This is a genomic window from Paraburkholderia sp. RL17-368-BIF-A (genome assembly GCF_046054045.1).
GTDB lineage: Bacteria > Pseudomonadota > Gammaproteobacteria > Burkholderiales > Burkholderiaceae > Paraburkholderia > Paraburkholderia graminis.
Genome location: NZ_JARESN010000015.1, coordinates 34929 through 50485 on the forward strand (window position 1 = coordinate 34929; position 15557 = coordinate 50485).

Genomic DNA, 15557 nt, shown 5'->3' on the forward strand with positions numbered 1-15557 from the left:
GCTAAACCATAGCTCCCCAGCATGCAGCTCTTAACGATCGGAATCAATCACCACACAGCGCCTGTCGCCTTGCGCGAACGCGTGGCGTTTCCGCTCGAACAGATCAAGCCTGCACTGGACACCTTCAAGAGCGTCTGGCTCGGCGGCACGGCCCGCTCGGCGCCTGAAGCGGCGATTCTCTCCACCTGCAATCGCACCGAACTCTATTGCGCGACCGACGACCAGGCCGCGCGCGAAGCCGCGATCCAATGGCTGTCGCGGTATCACAACCTGCCCATCGAGGAACTCGCGCCGCACGTCTACGCGCTGCCGCAGTCGGAAGCCGTGCGCCACGCGTTCCGCGTCGCCTCGGGCCTCGATTCGATGGTGCTCGGCGAAACGCAAATCGTCGGACAAATGAAGGACGCCGTGCGCACCGCGTCCGAAGCAGGCGCGCTCGGCACTTATCTGAACCAGTTGTTCCAGCGCACGTTCGCCGTCGCAAAAGAAGTGCGCAGCACGACTGAGATCGGCGCGCAGTCGGTTTCGATGGCAGCCGCTGCCGTGCGGCTCGCGCAGCGCATTTTCGACAAGGTGTCGAACCAGCGCGTGCTGTTCATCGGCGCCGGCGAAATGATCGAGCTGTGCGCCACGCACTTCGCCGCGCAGCAGCCCCGTGAACTCGTGGTCGCGAACCGCACGGCGGAGCGCGGCACGCGGCTCGCGGAGCGCTTCAACGGCCGGGCCATTCCGCTGTCGGACTTGCCGACGCGCATGCACGAGTTCGACATCATCGTATCGTGCACGGCTTCCACGTTGCCGATCATCGGCCTGGGCGCGGTCGAGCGCGCGGTCAAGGCGCGCCGCCATCGGCCGATCTTCATGGTCGATCTGGCGGTTCCGCGCGACATCGAACCGGAAGTCGGCAAGCTGGAAGACGTGTTTCTGTATACCGTCGACGACCTCGGCGCGATTGTCCGCGAAGGGAATGCGTCGCGCCAGGCCGCGGTTGCGCAGGCCGAAGCGATCATCGAAACGCGCGTGCAGAATTTCATGCAGTGGCTCGAGGCGCGCAGCATCGTGCCGGTGATCCGTCACATGCATACGCAAGCCGACGTGCTGCGCCGGGCCGAAGTCGAACGCGCGCAGAAAATGCTCGCGCGCGGCGACGATCCTGCCGCGGTGATCGAGGCGCTTTCGCAAGCGCTGACCAACAAGCTGATTCACGGTCCCACTCACGCGCTTAACCGCGCGAGCGGTGAAAACCGCGACACGCTCATCGAACTGATGGGCGGCTTCTACAAACACTCCGGTTCCTCGGAACGTTAGCGGCGCGCACCGCCTCGTCCGCGCCACCCGCCGGTGGCCTCGCAGTGGCCCGCCACATGCTTCTGTCCCGGGCATCCGCCCATTTTCCTGGTTGCTGTCCTTCCGGAGCCCGCTCCGATACCCGCCCGATGAAAACGAGCATGCAACGCAAGCTCGACCAGCTGACGACACGGCTGGCCGAACTGAACGATCTGTTAAGCCGCGAGGACATCACCTCGAACCTCGATCAATATCGCAAGCTCACGCGCGAACACGCCGAGCTTGGGCCCGTCGTCGAACAATACGCGCTGTGGCGCCAGGCCATGCACGACGCCGCCACCGCGCAGGAACTGCTGACGGACATCTCCATGCGCGAATTCGCCGAAGAGGAAATTCGCGCGGCGCGTGAGCGCATGGAACAGCTCGGCGGCGAACTGCAGAAGATGCTTTTGCCGAAAGATCCGAACGACGACCGCAACATCTTCCTCGAAATTCGCGCCGGCACCGGCGGCGACGAGTCCGCGCTTTTTGCAGGCGACCTGTTGCGCATGTATTTGCGCTACGCCGAGCGCAACCGCTGGCAGGTCGAGATGATGTCGGCGAGCGAATCCGATCTGGGCGGCTATAAGGAAGTGATCGTGCGGATCGCGGGCGAAGCCGCATATTCGAAGCTGAAGTTCGAGTCCGGCGGCCATCGCGTGCAGCGCGTGCCGGCAACCGAAACGCAGGGCCGCATTCACACGTCCGCGTGCACGGTGGCGGTCATGCCGGAAGCCGACGAGATCGGCGAAGTCGAAATCAGTCCGGCCGATCTGCGCATCGACACGTTCCGCGCGTCGGGCGCGGGCGGTCAGCACATCAACAAGACGGATTCGGCCGTGCGCGTCACGCACTTGCCGACGGGCATCGTCGTCGAATGTCAGGACGACCGCTCGCAGCACAAGAACAAGGACCGCGCGCTGAAGGTCCTTGCGGCGCGCATCAAGGACAAGCAGTCGCACGAGCAGCAGGCGAAAGAAGCGGCGACGCGCAAGAGTCTGATCGGCTCGGGCGATCGCTCGGAGCGGATTCGCACCTACAACTTCCCGCAAGGGCGTCTGACAGATCATCGGATCAATCTGACGCTGTATCGCCTCGATGCAATCATGGACGGCGATCTTGACGAACTGATCAGCGCGCTCGTCAGCGAACATCAGGCCGAGCTGCTTGCTTCGCTCGGCGACGCGGATTAAGCGCCGATGACCGCGAACGCGCCGGCCAATCGCGACCAGGCGGCCACGCCCGCGGCGTTGTTGCGCGCCTCGCCGCTGCCGCCGCTCGAAGCGCGCATTTTGCTCACGCATGTGCTCGGCTGGCGCCATACGCAGTTGATCACGCGCGCGGACGAAGCGCTCGACAGCGAGTGCGTCGAGCGTTATCTCGCGTTGCAGGCGCGGCGCGTGGCCGGCGAACCGATTGCGCAACTGGTCGGCGTCCGCGAGTTCTTCGGGCTTGAGTTCGAGGTGACGCCGCATGTGCTGATTCCGCGTCCGGAGACCGAATTGCTGGTCGAAACGGCGCTCACGGCGATGGAAAATCTTCCGCGCCCGCGCGTGCTCGATCTCGGCACCGGCACGGGCGCCATTGCACTGGCGATCGCGTCGATGCGCCCGGACGCGCAAATGACCGCGCTCGACCGTTCGGCGGAAGCGCTCGCGGTCGCGGCGCGCAACGCCGCGCGTCTGCTGGATGCGAAACGGCCAGGCGGCGCCGTGACGTTCGCGCAAAGCGACTGGTACGGCTCGCTGGATACGGCGCTGCGCTTTGACGTGATCGTGAGCAACCCGCCGTATATCGCGAGCGGCGACCCGCATCTGGAGCAAGGCGACTTGCGCTACGAGCCGCGCGGCGCGCTCACCGACGAAGCCGACGGCCTCAGCGCGATCCGCGCGATCGTCGCCGGCGCGCCCGCGCGTCTTGCCGCGCGCGGCGTTCTGTGGATGGAGCACGGCTACGATCAGGCCGAAGCCGTCCGCGAACTTCTGACAGGGCAAGGCTTCGTGGATGTCAGATCGGAGCGCGACCTTGCGGGCATCGAGCGAATCAGCGGCGGGCGGCTTGCCGGCTGAGCACGCTGACATGCTGATACGTCAGCACGCTAGCTGACGCAAGCCGCCGCAATAGCCGCAACGCGCGGATGGACAAAGCGGCCGTCGGCCGGTGCGGGCGAAATCCGCTATCATTTCAGCCTATTCCCTACACATACTCGGAACCGCAAGGTCAGTCATGGATACGCAACAACGCATCAAGCAAATCGTCGACGAAAACAACGTCGTGCTCTTCATGAAGGGCAGCGCCCAGTTCCCGATGTGCGGCTTTTCCGGCCGCGCCATCCAGATCCTGAAGGCGTGCAATGTCAACGAGTTCAAGACGGTCAACGTCCTCGAAGACGACGAAGTTCGCCAGGGCATCAAGCAGTTCTCGAACTGGCCGACCATTCCGCAGCTCTATGTGAAGGGCGAATTCGTCGGCGGCTCGGACATCATGATGGAAATGTACGAATCGGGCGAATTGCAGCAACTGTTCGCCGCGGCCTGATCGTTCAGTCCGAAGCTGTTCCTACGAGGCGCCGCCAGTCATGGAAACACGCGCTGCGGCGCCACGCCGGCTGATCGTCGCCATCACCGGCGCGACCGGCGCCATATACGGCATCCGCTTGCTTCAGACGTTGCGCAAGCTCGGCGGCGTCGAAAGTCATCTGCTGATTTCGAGCGCCGGCTGGCTCAATATCCGGCACGAATTGCAGTTGTCCAAGGAAGACGTGCATCCGCTCGCGGACGTCGTCCATTCGGTGCGCGACGTGGGCGCGAGCATCGCGTCCGGTTCGTTTGCGACGGACGGCATGGTCGTCGCGCCGTGTTCGATGAAAACGCTCGCGAGCGTCGCACATGGTTTCTCCGACAACCTGATCACCCGCGCCGCCGACGTCACCCTCAAGGAGCGCCGCCGGCTCGTGCTGCTGGTGCGCGAGACGCCGTTCAATCTCGCGCATCTGCGCAATATGACGGCGGTGACGGAGATGGGTGGCGTGATCTTTCCGCCCTTGCCTGCGTTTTACAACCAACCGGCGACGATTGACGACATGGTCGATCACACGGTTGCCCGCGTGCTGGACTTGTTTGCGTTGGGGCCGGCGCTATCGCCGGCGTGGGCCGGATTACGAGGCGGTGACCAGGAGTGATCGTCCGTCCGTCCGCCGAGATTACCAACCACCGCAAGACAATCAATTCCGCTTTCACCCGTTTATCAAACGACGGTGCGGCTCTATATTGACAGCAACCGAACTTCGTCCGCGCCTCGCAGCGCGTCGCTGCCATGAACCGCTTGCCTTCGCTTTTTCTTTCCCACGGCGCGCCGACGCTGCCGATCGATCCGTCGCTGCCGTCCGCCGAGTTTGCGACGCTGAGCGCGCAATTGCCGCGTCCCGAGTCCGTGTTGATGCTATCCGCGCATTGGGGCACCGCGCAGCCTGTCGCGAGCACCGCCACAAAGCCGGAAACCATCCACGATTTCTACGGGTTTCCGCGCCAGTTATATGAGATCCAGTATCCGGCGCCCGGCGCGGCCGATCTCGCGCGACGCGCCGCCGCGCTGCTTCGCGACAGCGGCATGCACGCCGGCGAAGAGCCGCACGGGCTCGACCACGGCGCATGGGTGCCGATGCTGCTGATGTTTCCGGATGCGGACGTGCCCGTCGCGCAGTTGTCGATCCAACCGCGCCTCGACGCCGCGCATCACTTTCGCGTCGGCCGCGCGCTGCGCGCGTTGAGGGACGACGGCGTGATGGTGATCGGCTCGGGCCAGATCACGCACAATCTGCGCGCCGCCGATTTTTCCGCGCGGCCGGAAGATGCCGACCCGCGCGTCGCCGAATTCACCGACTGGTTCGAAGCACGGCTCGCCGCGCGCGACATCGACGCGTTGCTGGACTATCGCCACAAAGCGCCGCATGCGGTGCTGATGCACCCGACCGACGAGCATCTGCTGCCGGTCTTCGCAGCGCTCGGTGCCGCCGACGACGATTACTCGCTGGCAATTCAATCGCTCGGCACCTATCAGCGCTCGCTCGCCATGACGAACTACGTGTTCGGCACGGCCTGAGCGCCGGACCCGACAAAGAACGACTCGCGGCGTCCGCGGCAAAAGCAAAAAGCAAAAACAAAAGCCCGCCTGAGCAAAAACTCAGACGGGCTTTTTTAGCATGCAGCCGGATCATCAACCGCCCGGCGCGGCGCGGCACCTCAATGCGCGCCCATTCCTTCGAGCACTTCGTCGTGCGTCTGACGCTCTTCCAGATACTCCGAGCGATAGCCGCTATTCACGCCCCAGTAATAGAAGACGAGCGAGAACGCGATCACGACCAGCATGTCCCAGCCGTACGGCAGGACGCCACGACCGCCGAACTCCTTGCTGCCGATCAGCGAGAGGATCGCCATCACCGGCAAATAAGCGACCAGCCACCACGCCGCCTTCAGGTCGCGGCCCCAGCCGCCGAAGCCCGACTTCGCCTGGAAGTAGAAGTACACCGGCAGCGCGACGACCATCAGCAGAATGATTTCGCCCGTCAGCGGCCACTTTGCCCAGTACAGGATCAGCGACGCGCATACGAACGCGAACGGCGCGATCACGTGCATGCCGGGGATGTGCAGCGGGCGCTCGAGGTCCGTCGCCGCGCGGCGCAGCGCCATCAGGCTGATCGGGCCGGTCAGGTACGAGATCACGGTCGCAACCGAAATCACCGCCGCGAGGGAGCTCCATCCGCGGAAAAAGAACAGGAAGATGAACGAGACCAGCAGGTTGAACCACATCGCCGGACGCGGCACACCGTAGAACGGATGCACGCTGCCGAAAATCTTCGGCATCGTGTTGTTGCGCTCCATCGCGTAGATCATGCGCGTGGTGGTCGCCATGTAGGTCGTGCCGGTGCCGCTCGGGCTGACGAAGGCGTCGACGTACAGCAGAATCGCGAGCCAGTTCAGGTTCAGCGCGATCGCCAGTTCCGCGAACGGCGAAGCGAAATTGAAGTGGCTCCAGCCCTTCATCACGTCAGTCGGGCTGACGGCGCCGATATACGCGACCTGCAGCAACACGTAGATGACGAGCGCGAGCAGGATCGAGCCGATCACTGCGAACGGCACGCTTTTGGCCGGATTGCGCGCTTCACCCGCCAGGTTGATCGGGCTTTGGAAACCGTTGAATGCGAACACGATGCCGCTTGTCGCGACCGCCGTCAGCACCGCCGACCAGCCATACGGCGCAAACGTGCTCACTTCGCCGAAGTTTTCCTTGTGGAAGCCCGTCAGCATCAGTCCGAGGATGGTCGCGCCCGGAATCAGAAACTTGAAGATCGTGATGGCCGAATTGGCGCGCGCGAACAGCTTCACGCCCCAGTAGTTCAGCAGGAAATAGATAACTACGAGGACCGCCGAGAGTAGCAGCCCGGTCGTAGTCAACGAGCCATCGACGAATAACGCATGCGCCCACGGATACGGCCACGTGCTCATGTATTGAATGGATGCTTCGGCCTCGATCGGAATCACGGAAACAATGGCGATCCAGTTGGCCCACGCGCTGATGAAGCCAACCAGCGCGCCGTGCGAATAGCGCGCGTAGCGCACCATGCCGCCCGATTCCGGGAACATCGCGCCCAGCTCGGCGTAGGTCAGCGCGATCGCGAGAATCACGACGGCGCCGATGATCCACGCGCAGATCGACGCCGGGCCCGCGATTTTCGCGGCCTTCCACGCGCCGAACAGCCAGCCCGAGCCGATGATCGAACCCAGGCCGGTCAGCATGAGTGCGAAGGGCCCGATGTTCCGTTGTATAGAACTTTTCACGTCTTCTCCTGTTTCAGAACCACGTCGGCACCCCATGAATCGCGCTTATGACGCAGAAAACGGGTGACGCGCATGTATGCGCGACGGTTATCCCAATGGTGCAACCGGCGCGGGCGCGTAGTTTAACGGTTGCACCCGGCGCCTGCAGTGAAACTAAGGGTTCTCCCTAGCAAAAAATCCGCCGACTCCGCAAGCTTTGTAAGCAACTTTTCGGGCGGTATCGCGAATTTTTGTAAAGTTGGGGGCCGAGTGTTGACCTTCTCTCGAAATCGCCGTATAACGTTCGGGCAGGATTTCAAGCGGCGAGTGAATTGGTCTTTCGTAGTTCGCCCATCAACGGTACTCCGGTTGGTCCCATTACCCCCTTCCTTGATTTTCATGCACTCAACGGGCTTCGGCCTTATTCACCATCTTTAGGAACAAGTAATATGGAAACCGGTACCGTCAAGTGGTTCAATGACGCAAAGGGCTTTGGCTTCATCACCCCGGACGGCGGCGGCGAAGATCTGTTCGCGCATTTCTCGGAAATCCGCACGGAAGGCTTCAAGACGCTGCAAGAAAACCAAAAGGTTACGTTTGAAGTGAAGACGGGCCCGAAGGGCAAGCAAGCAGCTAACATCAAGCCGGTGTAAGCGCTACGCTGCTTCCTTCTGGACGCAAAAAAACCCCGCCTCGGCGGGGTTTTTTATTGCGCCGGCAATTCGCCGAGTTCGCGCGCGGCGATTATCTTCGCAATATAAAGCAGCGGTTCGCAGTTACGCGAACACGCGCCGCGCGTGAATGCCGAGTCCCGTTGCGACACTCGCGAGACGGTCGCCGAATACCGCTTCCGCATCGGGGAATGCCGCCGCCAACGCGCCGGACAGAAACGCGAGGCCGGTCGAGCCGCCCGTGAAGTAAATCGCGCTCACGTCGCGAATCGACACGCCGGCTGTCTGCACGGTGTCGCGCGCCGCCGCCACGATGCGGCGCGTTTCGTCCTCTCCCGCTTCGATGAGTTGCGCCTCGTCGAATGCAAGGCGCAGATCGTCTTCGACTTCGTCGAGGTCGATCACCGTCTCGCCGCCCGCGGCGACGCCGATTTTCGCCTCTTCCGCATGCGCGGCCAGCGCGTGACCAAGGCGCCGCTCGACCACGCGCATCAGCCGATCATGGTGTTTAACTTCCGTGAACAGGTGCCGCATGAGCGCCAGTTCGCTGACGCGCTTCGGTGCATAAACGGTATTGATCAGGTGCCACGTCGCCAGATCGAAATACACGCGGTTCGGAAGCTCGCGGCCTTCGGGGTCGAGCGACTGATAGCCAAGCTCGCGCAGAATCGTCGCCAGTTCGACGCGGCGGTCGAAGTCCGTGCCCGCGACGTGGACGCCGTGATGCGCCAGCACGTCGTCCTTGCGCTCAACGCGGTTCATCCGCTCGGGTCCGACGCGCACCAGCGAAAAGTCCGACGTACCGCCGCCGATGTCGGCCACCAGCACGAGCCCTTCCTGCGTGAGGCGCGATTCGTAGTCGAATGCGGCCGCGATCGGCTCATACTGGAAGTGAATGTCGCGCAGGCCCACCGCGCGTGCCGCCGCTTCGAGCTGCTTTTGCGCCATCTGATCGGCGCGCGGATCGTCGTCGACGAAGAATACCGGGCGGCCCAGCACCGCGCGCTCGATCGGCGCGCCCGTGGCTTTCTCCGCCGAGCGCTTCAGATGGTCGAGGAAGATCGCGATGATATCGGTGTACTTGATTGCCGTGCCGTCGCCGAGATCGGTTGAATGGTCGGCAAGCGGCGAGCCGAGGATGCTTTTCATCGAGCGCATCAGCCGGCCGTCGAAACCGTCGATGTACGCCGCGAGCGCCGCGCGTCCGAACTCGCGGGTGTCTTCGTCGGTATTGAAGAACACCGACGTAGGCAGCGTCGTATAGGCGCCTTCGACGGCTGCGAGCCTGAGCGCCGCGCCGTCAGGAACGGCTACGGCCGAGTTGGAAGTACCGAAGTCAATCGCGCAATAGTTCATGGCAGGAATGGCCGCTCACGGCTGGCGCGCACAGGTAGGAGCGGCTTTGTATCACGAAAGCCGGATCAGCATCAACTTGCCAAAAGCGCGAAGGTGCCCAACGGTGCACAGGAGGCGCGGAATAGAAGTTGCTGCATAGGCCAGTTCGAGCCGCCGCATTTCAACGATTCAGGAGACCACCAGCAATGAGCGCGCCGCCTGCCGCCGACGTCCAGCGAAAAACCGCCGGCATCATCGAAACGGATTTGCCGTCCCGGCTCGACCGCCTGCCGTGGGGGCGCTTTCACACGTTGATCGTCGTCGCGCTGGGCGTGACGTGGCTTCTCGACGGACTCGAAGTGACGCTCGCCGGAGCGGTCGCGAGCGCGCTGAAGTCGAGCCCGTCGCTGCATTTCACCAACGCGGACGTGGGGCTCGCCGGCAGCGCCTACATTGCCGGCGCGGTGCTCGGCGCACTCGGCTTCGGCTGGCTCACGGACCGGCTTGGCCGGCGCAAGCTCTTCTTCATCACGCTCGCGGTCTATCTGACGGCGACTGCGGCGACCGCGGTGTCGTGGAATCTCGCCAGTTTCCTGCTGTTCCGCTTTCTGACGGGCGCGGGCATCGGCGGCGAATACACCGCGATCAATTCGACGATTCAGGAGTTCACGCCGCCTCGCGTGCGCGGCTGGATCGATCTCGCCATCAACGGCACGTTCTGGGTCGGCGCGGGTCTCGGCGCCGCTGGTTCGCTGATCCTGCTCGATCCGAATCTGCTGCCGGGCGACTGGGGCTGGCGCGCGTGCTTTCTGATCGGCGCCGTGCTTGCATTAACCATCTTGCCCATGCGCATCTGGGTGCCCGAAAGCCCGCGCTGGCTGCTCACGCACGGGCACGAGCGCGATGCGCGCGCGATCGTCGAAGGAATCGAAACGCGTTTTCGCAGCGAAGGTCACGCGCTGGCCGCCGACGGCCTCACGCGCCTGCGTCTGCGTGCGCGCGGCCACACGCCGCTGCGCGAGGTGTTCCACACGCTTTTCAATCTGCACCGACGGCGCGCGCTGGTCGGCCTTTCGCTGATGACCGCGCAGGCGTTCTTCTACAACGCGATTTTTTTCACCTACGCGCTCGTGCTGACGGATTTCTACGGCGTGCCGGGCGACCATATCGGCTGGTATCTGCTGCCCTTCGCGCTCGGCAATTTTCTCGGGCCGCTGATGCTCGGCCGGCTGTTCGACGTGATCGGGCGGCGCAAGATGATTGCGTCGACCTACGGCATTTCGGCGATTTTGCTGACGGTAAGCGGCTACCTGTTCCAGCAGCATGTGCTGACGGTCGTCACGCAGACCGCCTCGTGGATGGTGATTTTCTTCTTCGCGTCGGCTGCGGCGAGTTCGGCTTATCTCACCGTGAGCGAATCGTTTCCGCTGGAGATCCGCGCGCTCGCCATCGCCGTGTTTTACGCGTTCGGCACGGCGCTCGGCGGGATCGCCGGCCCGGCTTTCTTCGGACGGCTGATCGACACGCATCAGCGCAGCGAGGTGTTCTCGGGTTACCTGGTCGGTTCCGCGCTGATGCTCGCGGCCGCCGTGATCGCGGCGATCTGGGGCGTGGATGCGGAGCGCAAGTCTCTCGAGCATGTGGCCACGCCGCTTTCGAGCGTGAGCGATGACGAGGCGCTTTAACGCAGCCACCCGAAAGAAGCCGCTTTAACGCACCCATAAAAAACGCGCGGTCGGCGCCGCGCGTTTCTTCCCGACGTATCCAGCAACGTAAGCTAGCTCAGAACGGCTTCTTCCAGCCGCCGCTGTAGGCGATTTCCGCAAGCGGCAAACGCTGGCGCACCGACTTCTCGCGTTCGCGCAGAACCGGGTCGAGCTTGTCGACTTCGCCGTAATGACCAAGCGAAATCATCGCAATCGGTTCGACGTCGTTCGGCAGATCGAAAGCGGTGCGGAACGCGTTCTGGTCGAAGCCGCTCATCTGATGCGCGGCGAGGCCGAGCGCATGCGCCTGCAGCACGAGCGCCATCGCGGCTGCGCCGGCGTCGTATTGCGCGCAGCGATTCACTTCGCCCTTGGCGGTGCGCGTTTGCGCGGTCACGGCGATCAGCACGGGCGCGGGCGCGTTCCAGCCCTGGTTGAACGGCACCAGCGTGGCGAACGCCTGCTTGAACGCCACTTCGTCGGCGCTGCGGTCGAACACCAGAAAACGCCAGGGCTGCGCGTTATACGACGAAGGCGCCCAGCGAGCCGCTTCGAGCACTGCGCGCAGATTGTCGCGGCTCACCGGTTCGCTCGAATACGCGCGCGGGCTCCAGCGACCGGCAATCAACTCGTGAATGGCAACTTCGGTAGGGGCGGGTTTGTGGGTCATGCGCTTCTCTCAATAGAAATTCATGATCGCGGGCGGCTGCCCGAGGCCACATAGCATACCCAAGGTTCGACGCGCGCGCTGCCCGATGCACGCGGTTCTTTTTGCTCAGATGGCAAGACGCGGGTGCGCCGCAGCGCCGCCCGCGTTACGCCATGTGTGGCGTCAGATCGGCTGCGGCTCCGGCGCCTTGGCGGGCCGGTTGATCCGCAACACGATGACCGCGGCCACGAGACACAAACCGCCCGAAATCATCGACGCCACCGTGTACGTGCCGAGGCTCGCGCGCAGCATGCCCGCGCCGAGCGCCGCGAACGCCGCGCCGAGCTGATGCCCGGCCACGACCCAGCCGAACACCACGGGCGCCGCCTCCTTGCCGTAGACGTCCGTGGCGAGACGCACGGTCGGCGGCACGGTCGCGATCCAGTCGAGCCCGTAGAACACGGCGAAAAGCGGCAAACCGAAAAAGTCGATGCCGAAAGCGTGCGGCAGATACATCAGCGACAAGCCGCGCAGCCCGTAATACCAGAACAGCAGCACACGGCTATTGAAGCGGTCGGACAGCCAGCCGGACAGCGTCGTGCCGAACAGATCGAAGATGCCCATCGCGGCCAGCAGCGACGCGCCCTGCACTTCGGTCATCCCGTAGTCGCCGCACATCGCGATCAGGTGAGTGCCGACGTAACCGTTCGTGCTCGCGCCGCAAATGAAGAAGCTGAAGAACAGCAGCCAGAAATCGCGCGTCTTGCTCGCCATGGCAAGCGTGCCGAACGCGATCGCGAGCGGATTCTGCTTCGTGGCCGTAGCGGCCGCGGGTGCGTCGTGCGGCTCGCCGTAGGGACGCAGCGCGACATCCGACGGACGCTCCGGCAGCAAAAAGGCGACGAGCGGCAGCACGATCGCCGCAGCCGCCGCGACGACCCACACGACCTGGCGCCAGCCGTAATGCTCGGCGATGGCCGCGAGCATCGGCAGGAACACGAGTTGGCCGGTCGCCGAACTCGCCGTGAGAATACCCATCACGAGCCCGCGGTGCGTGGTGAACCAGCGCGTCACCACAGTCGCCGACAACGACAGCGCCGCCACACCCGTCGAGCCGCCGACCATCACGCCCCAGACGAGGATCATCTGCCACGGCTGGGTCATCAGCGAGGACAGCGCGACGCCCGCCGCCATCGTGCCGAGCGCGATCAGCAGCGTGGGACGCACGCCGAAGCGCTGCATGGCCGCCGCCGCGAACGGCCCCATCAACCCGTAAAGCGCGATGTTGACCGAGATCGCGAGCGAAATCGTCGCGCGGCTCCAGCCGAACTGATGCTCGAGCGGCACCATCATCACGCTCGGCGTGGCGCGCGTGCCGGCGGCCGCGAGCAACACCAGAAACACCACCGCGACCGTCAACCAGCCGTAGTGAAAACGCCTGCCTATCAGTCTTGCTGCCCAGTTCATCGGCTCTCCTATCGCGCGGATTCGAGTTGCCCGCACGGGTCGTGTTCCTACTATTACGGTTTCCGTAAGGGACTTGTGACAGATCAGTCACAATCAGTGTTGCGATCTTAGTTACCGGTCGGTAACATGTCAAGGCGTCGATTGAATCAAGGGGCCGTCCATGTCTGAAAGCCATACTTCCAAACGAGCCGGTTCGCGGGCTGCGTCTACGACTGCGCCCGCCTCACGGCGCGTGCGCGCAACGCAGACGACCGGCCCCGAAGCGCAGCAGCATTTACTGCGCGCCGCGGACGAACTGTTCTATCGCGACGGCGTGCGGGCGGTCGGCGTCGATGCGGTTGTCGAGCGGGCCGGCGTGAACAAGATGAGTTTGTACCGCCAATTTTCGTCGAAAGACGAACTCGTGATGGCCTATCTCGAGCGCAAGGACGCGCAATTCTTCGGTTACGTGGAGAAGAGCTTCGCGAAACATCCCGGCGAGCCGGCGAAGCAGTTGCAGCAATATTTCGACGACCTCGCGGCGCGGGCGTCGCTCGAAGACTATCGCGGCTGTCCGTTCGTGAACGTCGCCGTCGAGTTTTCCGATACCGAACACGCGGCCCGCCAGTTCGTGTTTCGCAACAAGGAGCGCCTGCTCGCGCGCCTGACGGAACTGGCGACGGCCGCCGGCGCCGACGATCCGGAGATGCTGGCGAACGCGCTCGCTTTGCTGATCGAGGGCGTGTACGCGGCGAGCCAGACGTATCGCGCGGGATCGGGCCCGGTACTCGCCGCACCGAAAGCGGCGGCGCTGTTGATCGCGGCGGCTTGCGGTGCGAAGCCAGCGTCTTAGGCTTTGTTTGCTGGTCCAATTTCTTGCGGCAGTGGCGCAACGCAGACACACGCGCGCCCGTTAAAATGGCGCTTTGCCTCTCCCGCCGCTTGCCGCCTGCCATGCCGTTGCCCGCCGAATCGCACGATGCTGTCGTTGCCGCCACCCGTCACTGGCTGACTGAGGCCGTCATCGGGCTCAACTTGTGCCCGTTCGCCAAGGCCGTGCATGTGAAAGGGCAAATCCGCTACGCCGTGAGCGATGCGATAAGCCTGGAAGGCGTGCTGGCCGATCTGGAAAACGAACTGAACACGCTAGTCGCCGCGGACGCGGCGGCCTTGGACACGACGCTGTTAATCCTGCCTCAAGCGCTAGGCGATTTTCTCGATTACAACGACGCGCTATTCTTCGCCGAAAGAATGCTGAAGCAGCTTCGGCTCGAAGGCATTATCCAGATTGCGAGTTTTCACCCGTTGTATCAGTTCGAAGGCGCCGATCCCGACGACATTGAGAATTACACGAATCGCGCGCCGTATCCGATTCTGCATTTACTCAGAGAAGACAGTATTGAGCGCGCGGTTCAGGCGTTTCCCGATGCCGAACAAATCTACGAGCGGAATCAGGAAACACTGCGGCGAATCGGATTGGCCGGCTGGAATAAATTGATGAAAATCTGATTCAGGCGGAAACGAAAAACCGCTCTTTCAATTCTTCGATACCCAGTGTCTGCATCACTTCGCTGAGCCGCTCGGCCGGGCGCCGGCGCGGCAAGTCCTTGAACTGGGCGATGATCAGTTCGTTTTTCATCGAATGCTCCCAGCCCACCAGTTCGGTTACGCTGACCTGATAACCGTGCGCCTCCAATTGCAGGCAGCGCAGCACGTTGGTAATCTGGCTGCCGAATTCGCGCGTATGCAACGGATGCCGCCAGATTTCCGTTAATGCGTGACCCAGCGATTTACTTTTGTTTTGACGTAAAACGCCCGCCACTTCGGCCTGGCAACACGGCACCACCACGATGTATTTAGCCTTCTTTTCGAGGGCGAAGCGAATGGCGTCGTCGGTTGCGGTATTGCACGCGTGAAGCGCCGTGACAATGTCGATTTGCGCCGGCAGTTTGTCCGACGTAATGGATTCCGCCACCGACAGATTCAAAAACGACATGCCCTTGAAGCCGAGCCGAGCCGCCAGTTCCTGCGAGCGGGTCACGAGTTCCTCGCGCGTTTCGATGCCGTAAATGTGCGACGCCCCACCCGCGGCATCCTGAAACTCCTTGAAGAACAGGTCATACAGGATAAAACCTAGATATGACTTGCCGGCGCCGTGGTCGACGAGCGTGACCGCGCCCTTCTGGTCCTTCACGTCCTTGAGCAGAGGCTCGATGAACTGGAACAGATGGTAGACCTGCTTCAGCTTGCGGCGGCTGTCCTGGTTCATCTTGCCGTCGCGCGTCAGGATATGCAGTTCCTTGAGCAGCTCGATGGACTGGTTGGGGCGGATTTCGTGGGTTTTGCTGGACATCGTGGGGGACCGTCGGCAAATGCAGCGTGAACGTGCGTCAGGTGACGGAAAAGAGCATAAGTTGCTGCCAGTTTACCCAAACGGCGGCCCTTTCACCGGCGAGCGTGCAAAAGTTGCAGGAAACGCTGCGTTCCTGGAACGCTTCCTGCTCTTTCCGGCGCGACCTGGGTCGTTTGGCGCCTGACGCGGATTCTCGCAGAACCGTTCAGCGCCGCCGTGGTCCCAAAGGCATAAGCCGTGGTGCCTATAACAACA

15 protein-coding genes are annotated in these 15557 nt (G+C 63.2%); 10 read left to right on the forward strand and 5 right to left on the reverse strand.

Features of this window, described 5'->3' with window-relative positions:
• The first annotated feature begins 21 nt into the window (after nucleotides 1–21).
• From hemA to P0D87_RS23435, 6 genes are all read left to right on the forward strand, one after another.
• Nucleotides 22–1308 (forward strand): glutamyl-tRNA reductase, encoded by a 1287-nt coding sequence (gene hemA / locus P0D87_RS23410; RefSeq protein WP_006052760.1) that lies wholly within the window; start codon nucleotides 22–24, stop codon nucleotides 1306–1308.
• A 128-nt stretch (nucleotides 1309–1436) separates the two neighbouring features.
• Nucleotides 1437–2519, forward strand: coding sequence for a peptide chain release factor 1 (gene prfA / locus P0D87_RS23415; protein ID WP_053858794.1), 1083 nt, complete (start codon nucleotides 1437–1439; stop codon nucleotides 2517–2519).
• A 6-nt stretch (nucleotides 2520–2525) separates the two neighbouring features.
• Nucleotides 2526–3395 (forward strand): peptide chain release factor N(5)-glutamine methyltransferase, encoded by an 870-nt coding sequence (prmC, locus tag P0D87_RS23420; protein ID WP_053858795.1) that lies wholly within the window; start codon nucleotides 2526–2528, stop codon nucleotides 3393–3395.
• Nucleotides 3396–3552: 157 nt separating this feature from the next.
• Nucleotides 3553–3864, forward strand: a complete 312-nt coding sequence (gene grxD, locus P0D87_RS23425; RefSeq protein WP_006052757.1) for a Grx4 family monothiol glutaredoxin — start codon at nucleotides 3553–3555, stop codon at nucleotides 3862–3864.
• A 40-nt stretch (nucleotides 3865–3904) separates the two neighbouring features.
• Nucleotides 3905–4507: a UbiX family flavin prenyltransferase gene (locus P0D87_RS23430; protein WP_006052756.1), complete on the forward strand. Its 603-nt coding sequence runs from the start codon at nucleotides 3905–3907 to the stop codon at nucleotides 4505–4507.
• Nucleotides 4508–4641: 134 nt separating this feature from the next.
• Nucleotides 4642–5427 (forward strand): DODA-type extradiol aromatic ring-opening family dioxygenase, encoded by a 786-nt coding sequence (locus P0D87_RS23435; RefSeq protein ID WP_053858796.1) that lies wholly within the window; start codon nucleotides 4642–4644, stop codon nucleotides 5425–5427.
• Nucleotides 5428–5567: 140 nt separating this feature from the next.
• Here the strand turns inward: P0D87_RS23435 and P0D87_RS23440 are convergent, their stop codons facing one another.
• Entirely contained in the window at nucleotides 5568–7163 is a 1596-nt protein-coding gene (locus P0D87_RS23440) for an APC family permease (protein ID WP_082367033.1), read from the reverse strand.
• A 428-nt stretch (nucleotides 7164–7591) separates the two neighbouring features.
• On the opposite strand from P0D87_RS23440, the gene P0D87_RS23445 reads away from it, so the two are divergent.
• The gene (locus tag P0D87_RS23445; protein ID WP_007180251.1) at nucleotides 7592–7795 is read left to right on the forward strand and encodes a cold-shock protein; all 204 of its coding nucleotides are present in this window, start codon (nucleotides 7592–7594) and stop codon (nucleotides 7793–7795) included.
• A 123-nt stretch (nucleotides 7796–7918) separates the two neighbouring features.
• Here P0D87_RS23445 and P0D87_RS23450 read toward each other — a convergent pair whose 3' ends face one another.
• Nucleotides 7919–9169, reverse strand: coding sequence for an Hsp70 family protein (locus tag P0D87_RS23450; RefSeq protein WP_006052314.1), 1251 nt, complete (start codon nucleotides 9167–9169; stop codon nucleotides 7919–7921).
• Between the two features lie 185 nt (nucleotides 9170–9354).
• Here P0D87_RS23450 and P0D87_RS23455 point away from each other — a divergent pair, with 185 nt between their 5' ends.
• A complete protein-coding gene (locus tag P0D87_RS23455; protein ID WP_029971294.1) occupies nucleotides 9355–10833 on the forward strand; it encodes an MFS transporter in 1479 nt (492 codons plus the stop codon).
• A 97-nt stretch (nucleotides 10834–10930) separates the two neighbouring features.
• On the opposite strand, the gene P0D87_RS23460 is transcribed toward P0D87_RS23455, so the two are convergent.
• Entirely contained in the window at nucleotides 10931–11524 is a 594-nt protein-coding gene (locus P0D87_RS23460; protein ID WP_006052312.1) for a nitroreductase family protein, read from the reverse strand.
• A gap of 162 nt (nucleotides 11525–11686) precedes the next feature.
• On the reverse strand, nucleotides 11687–12970 hold the full coding sequence (locus P0D87_RS23465; RefSeq protein ID WP_053858798.1) for an MFS transporter: 1284 nt from the start codon (nucleotides 12968–12970) through the stop codon (nucleotides 11687–11689).
• Between the two features lie 160 nt (nucleotides 12971–13130).
• On the opposite strand from P0D87_RS23465, the gene P0D87_RS23470 reads away from it, so the two are divergent.
• Both P0D87_RS23470 and P0D87_RS23475 read left to right on the forward strand, forming a co-directional pair.
• The gene (locus P0D87_RS23470) at nucleotides 13131–13802 is read left to right on the forward strand and encodes a TetR/AcrR family transcriptional regulator (protein WP_053858799.1); all 672 of its coding nucleotides are present in this window, start codon (nucleotides 13131–13133) and stop codon (nucleotides 13800–13802) included.
• Between the two features lie 101 nt (nucleotides 13803–13903).
• Complete coding sequence (locus P0D87_RS23475) at nucleotides 13904–14458, forward strand: DUF1415 domain-containing protein (protein WP_053858800.1); 555 nt, start codon at nucleotides 13904–13906, stop codon at nucleotides 14456–14458.
• A gap of 1 nt (nucleotide 14459) precedes the next feature.
• Here the strand turns inward: P0D87_RS23475 and P0D87_RS23480 are convergent, their stop codons facing one another.
• Nucleotides 14460–15302 carry a class I SAM-dependent methyltransferase gene (locus P0D87_RS23480; RefSeq protein WP_053858801.1) on the reverse strand — a complete coding sequence of 281 codons (843 nt, stop codon included), beginning with the start codon at nucleotides 15300–15302 and terminating at the stop codon, nucleotides 14460–14462.
• Between the last annotated feature and the right edge of the window lie 255 nt (nucleotides 15303–15557).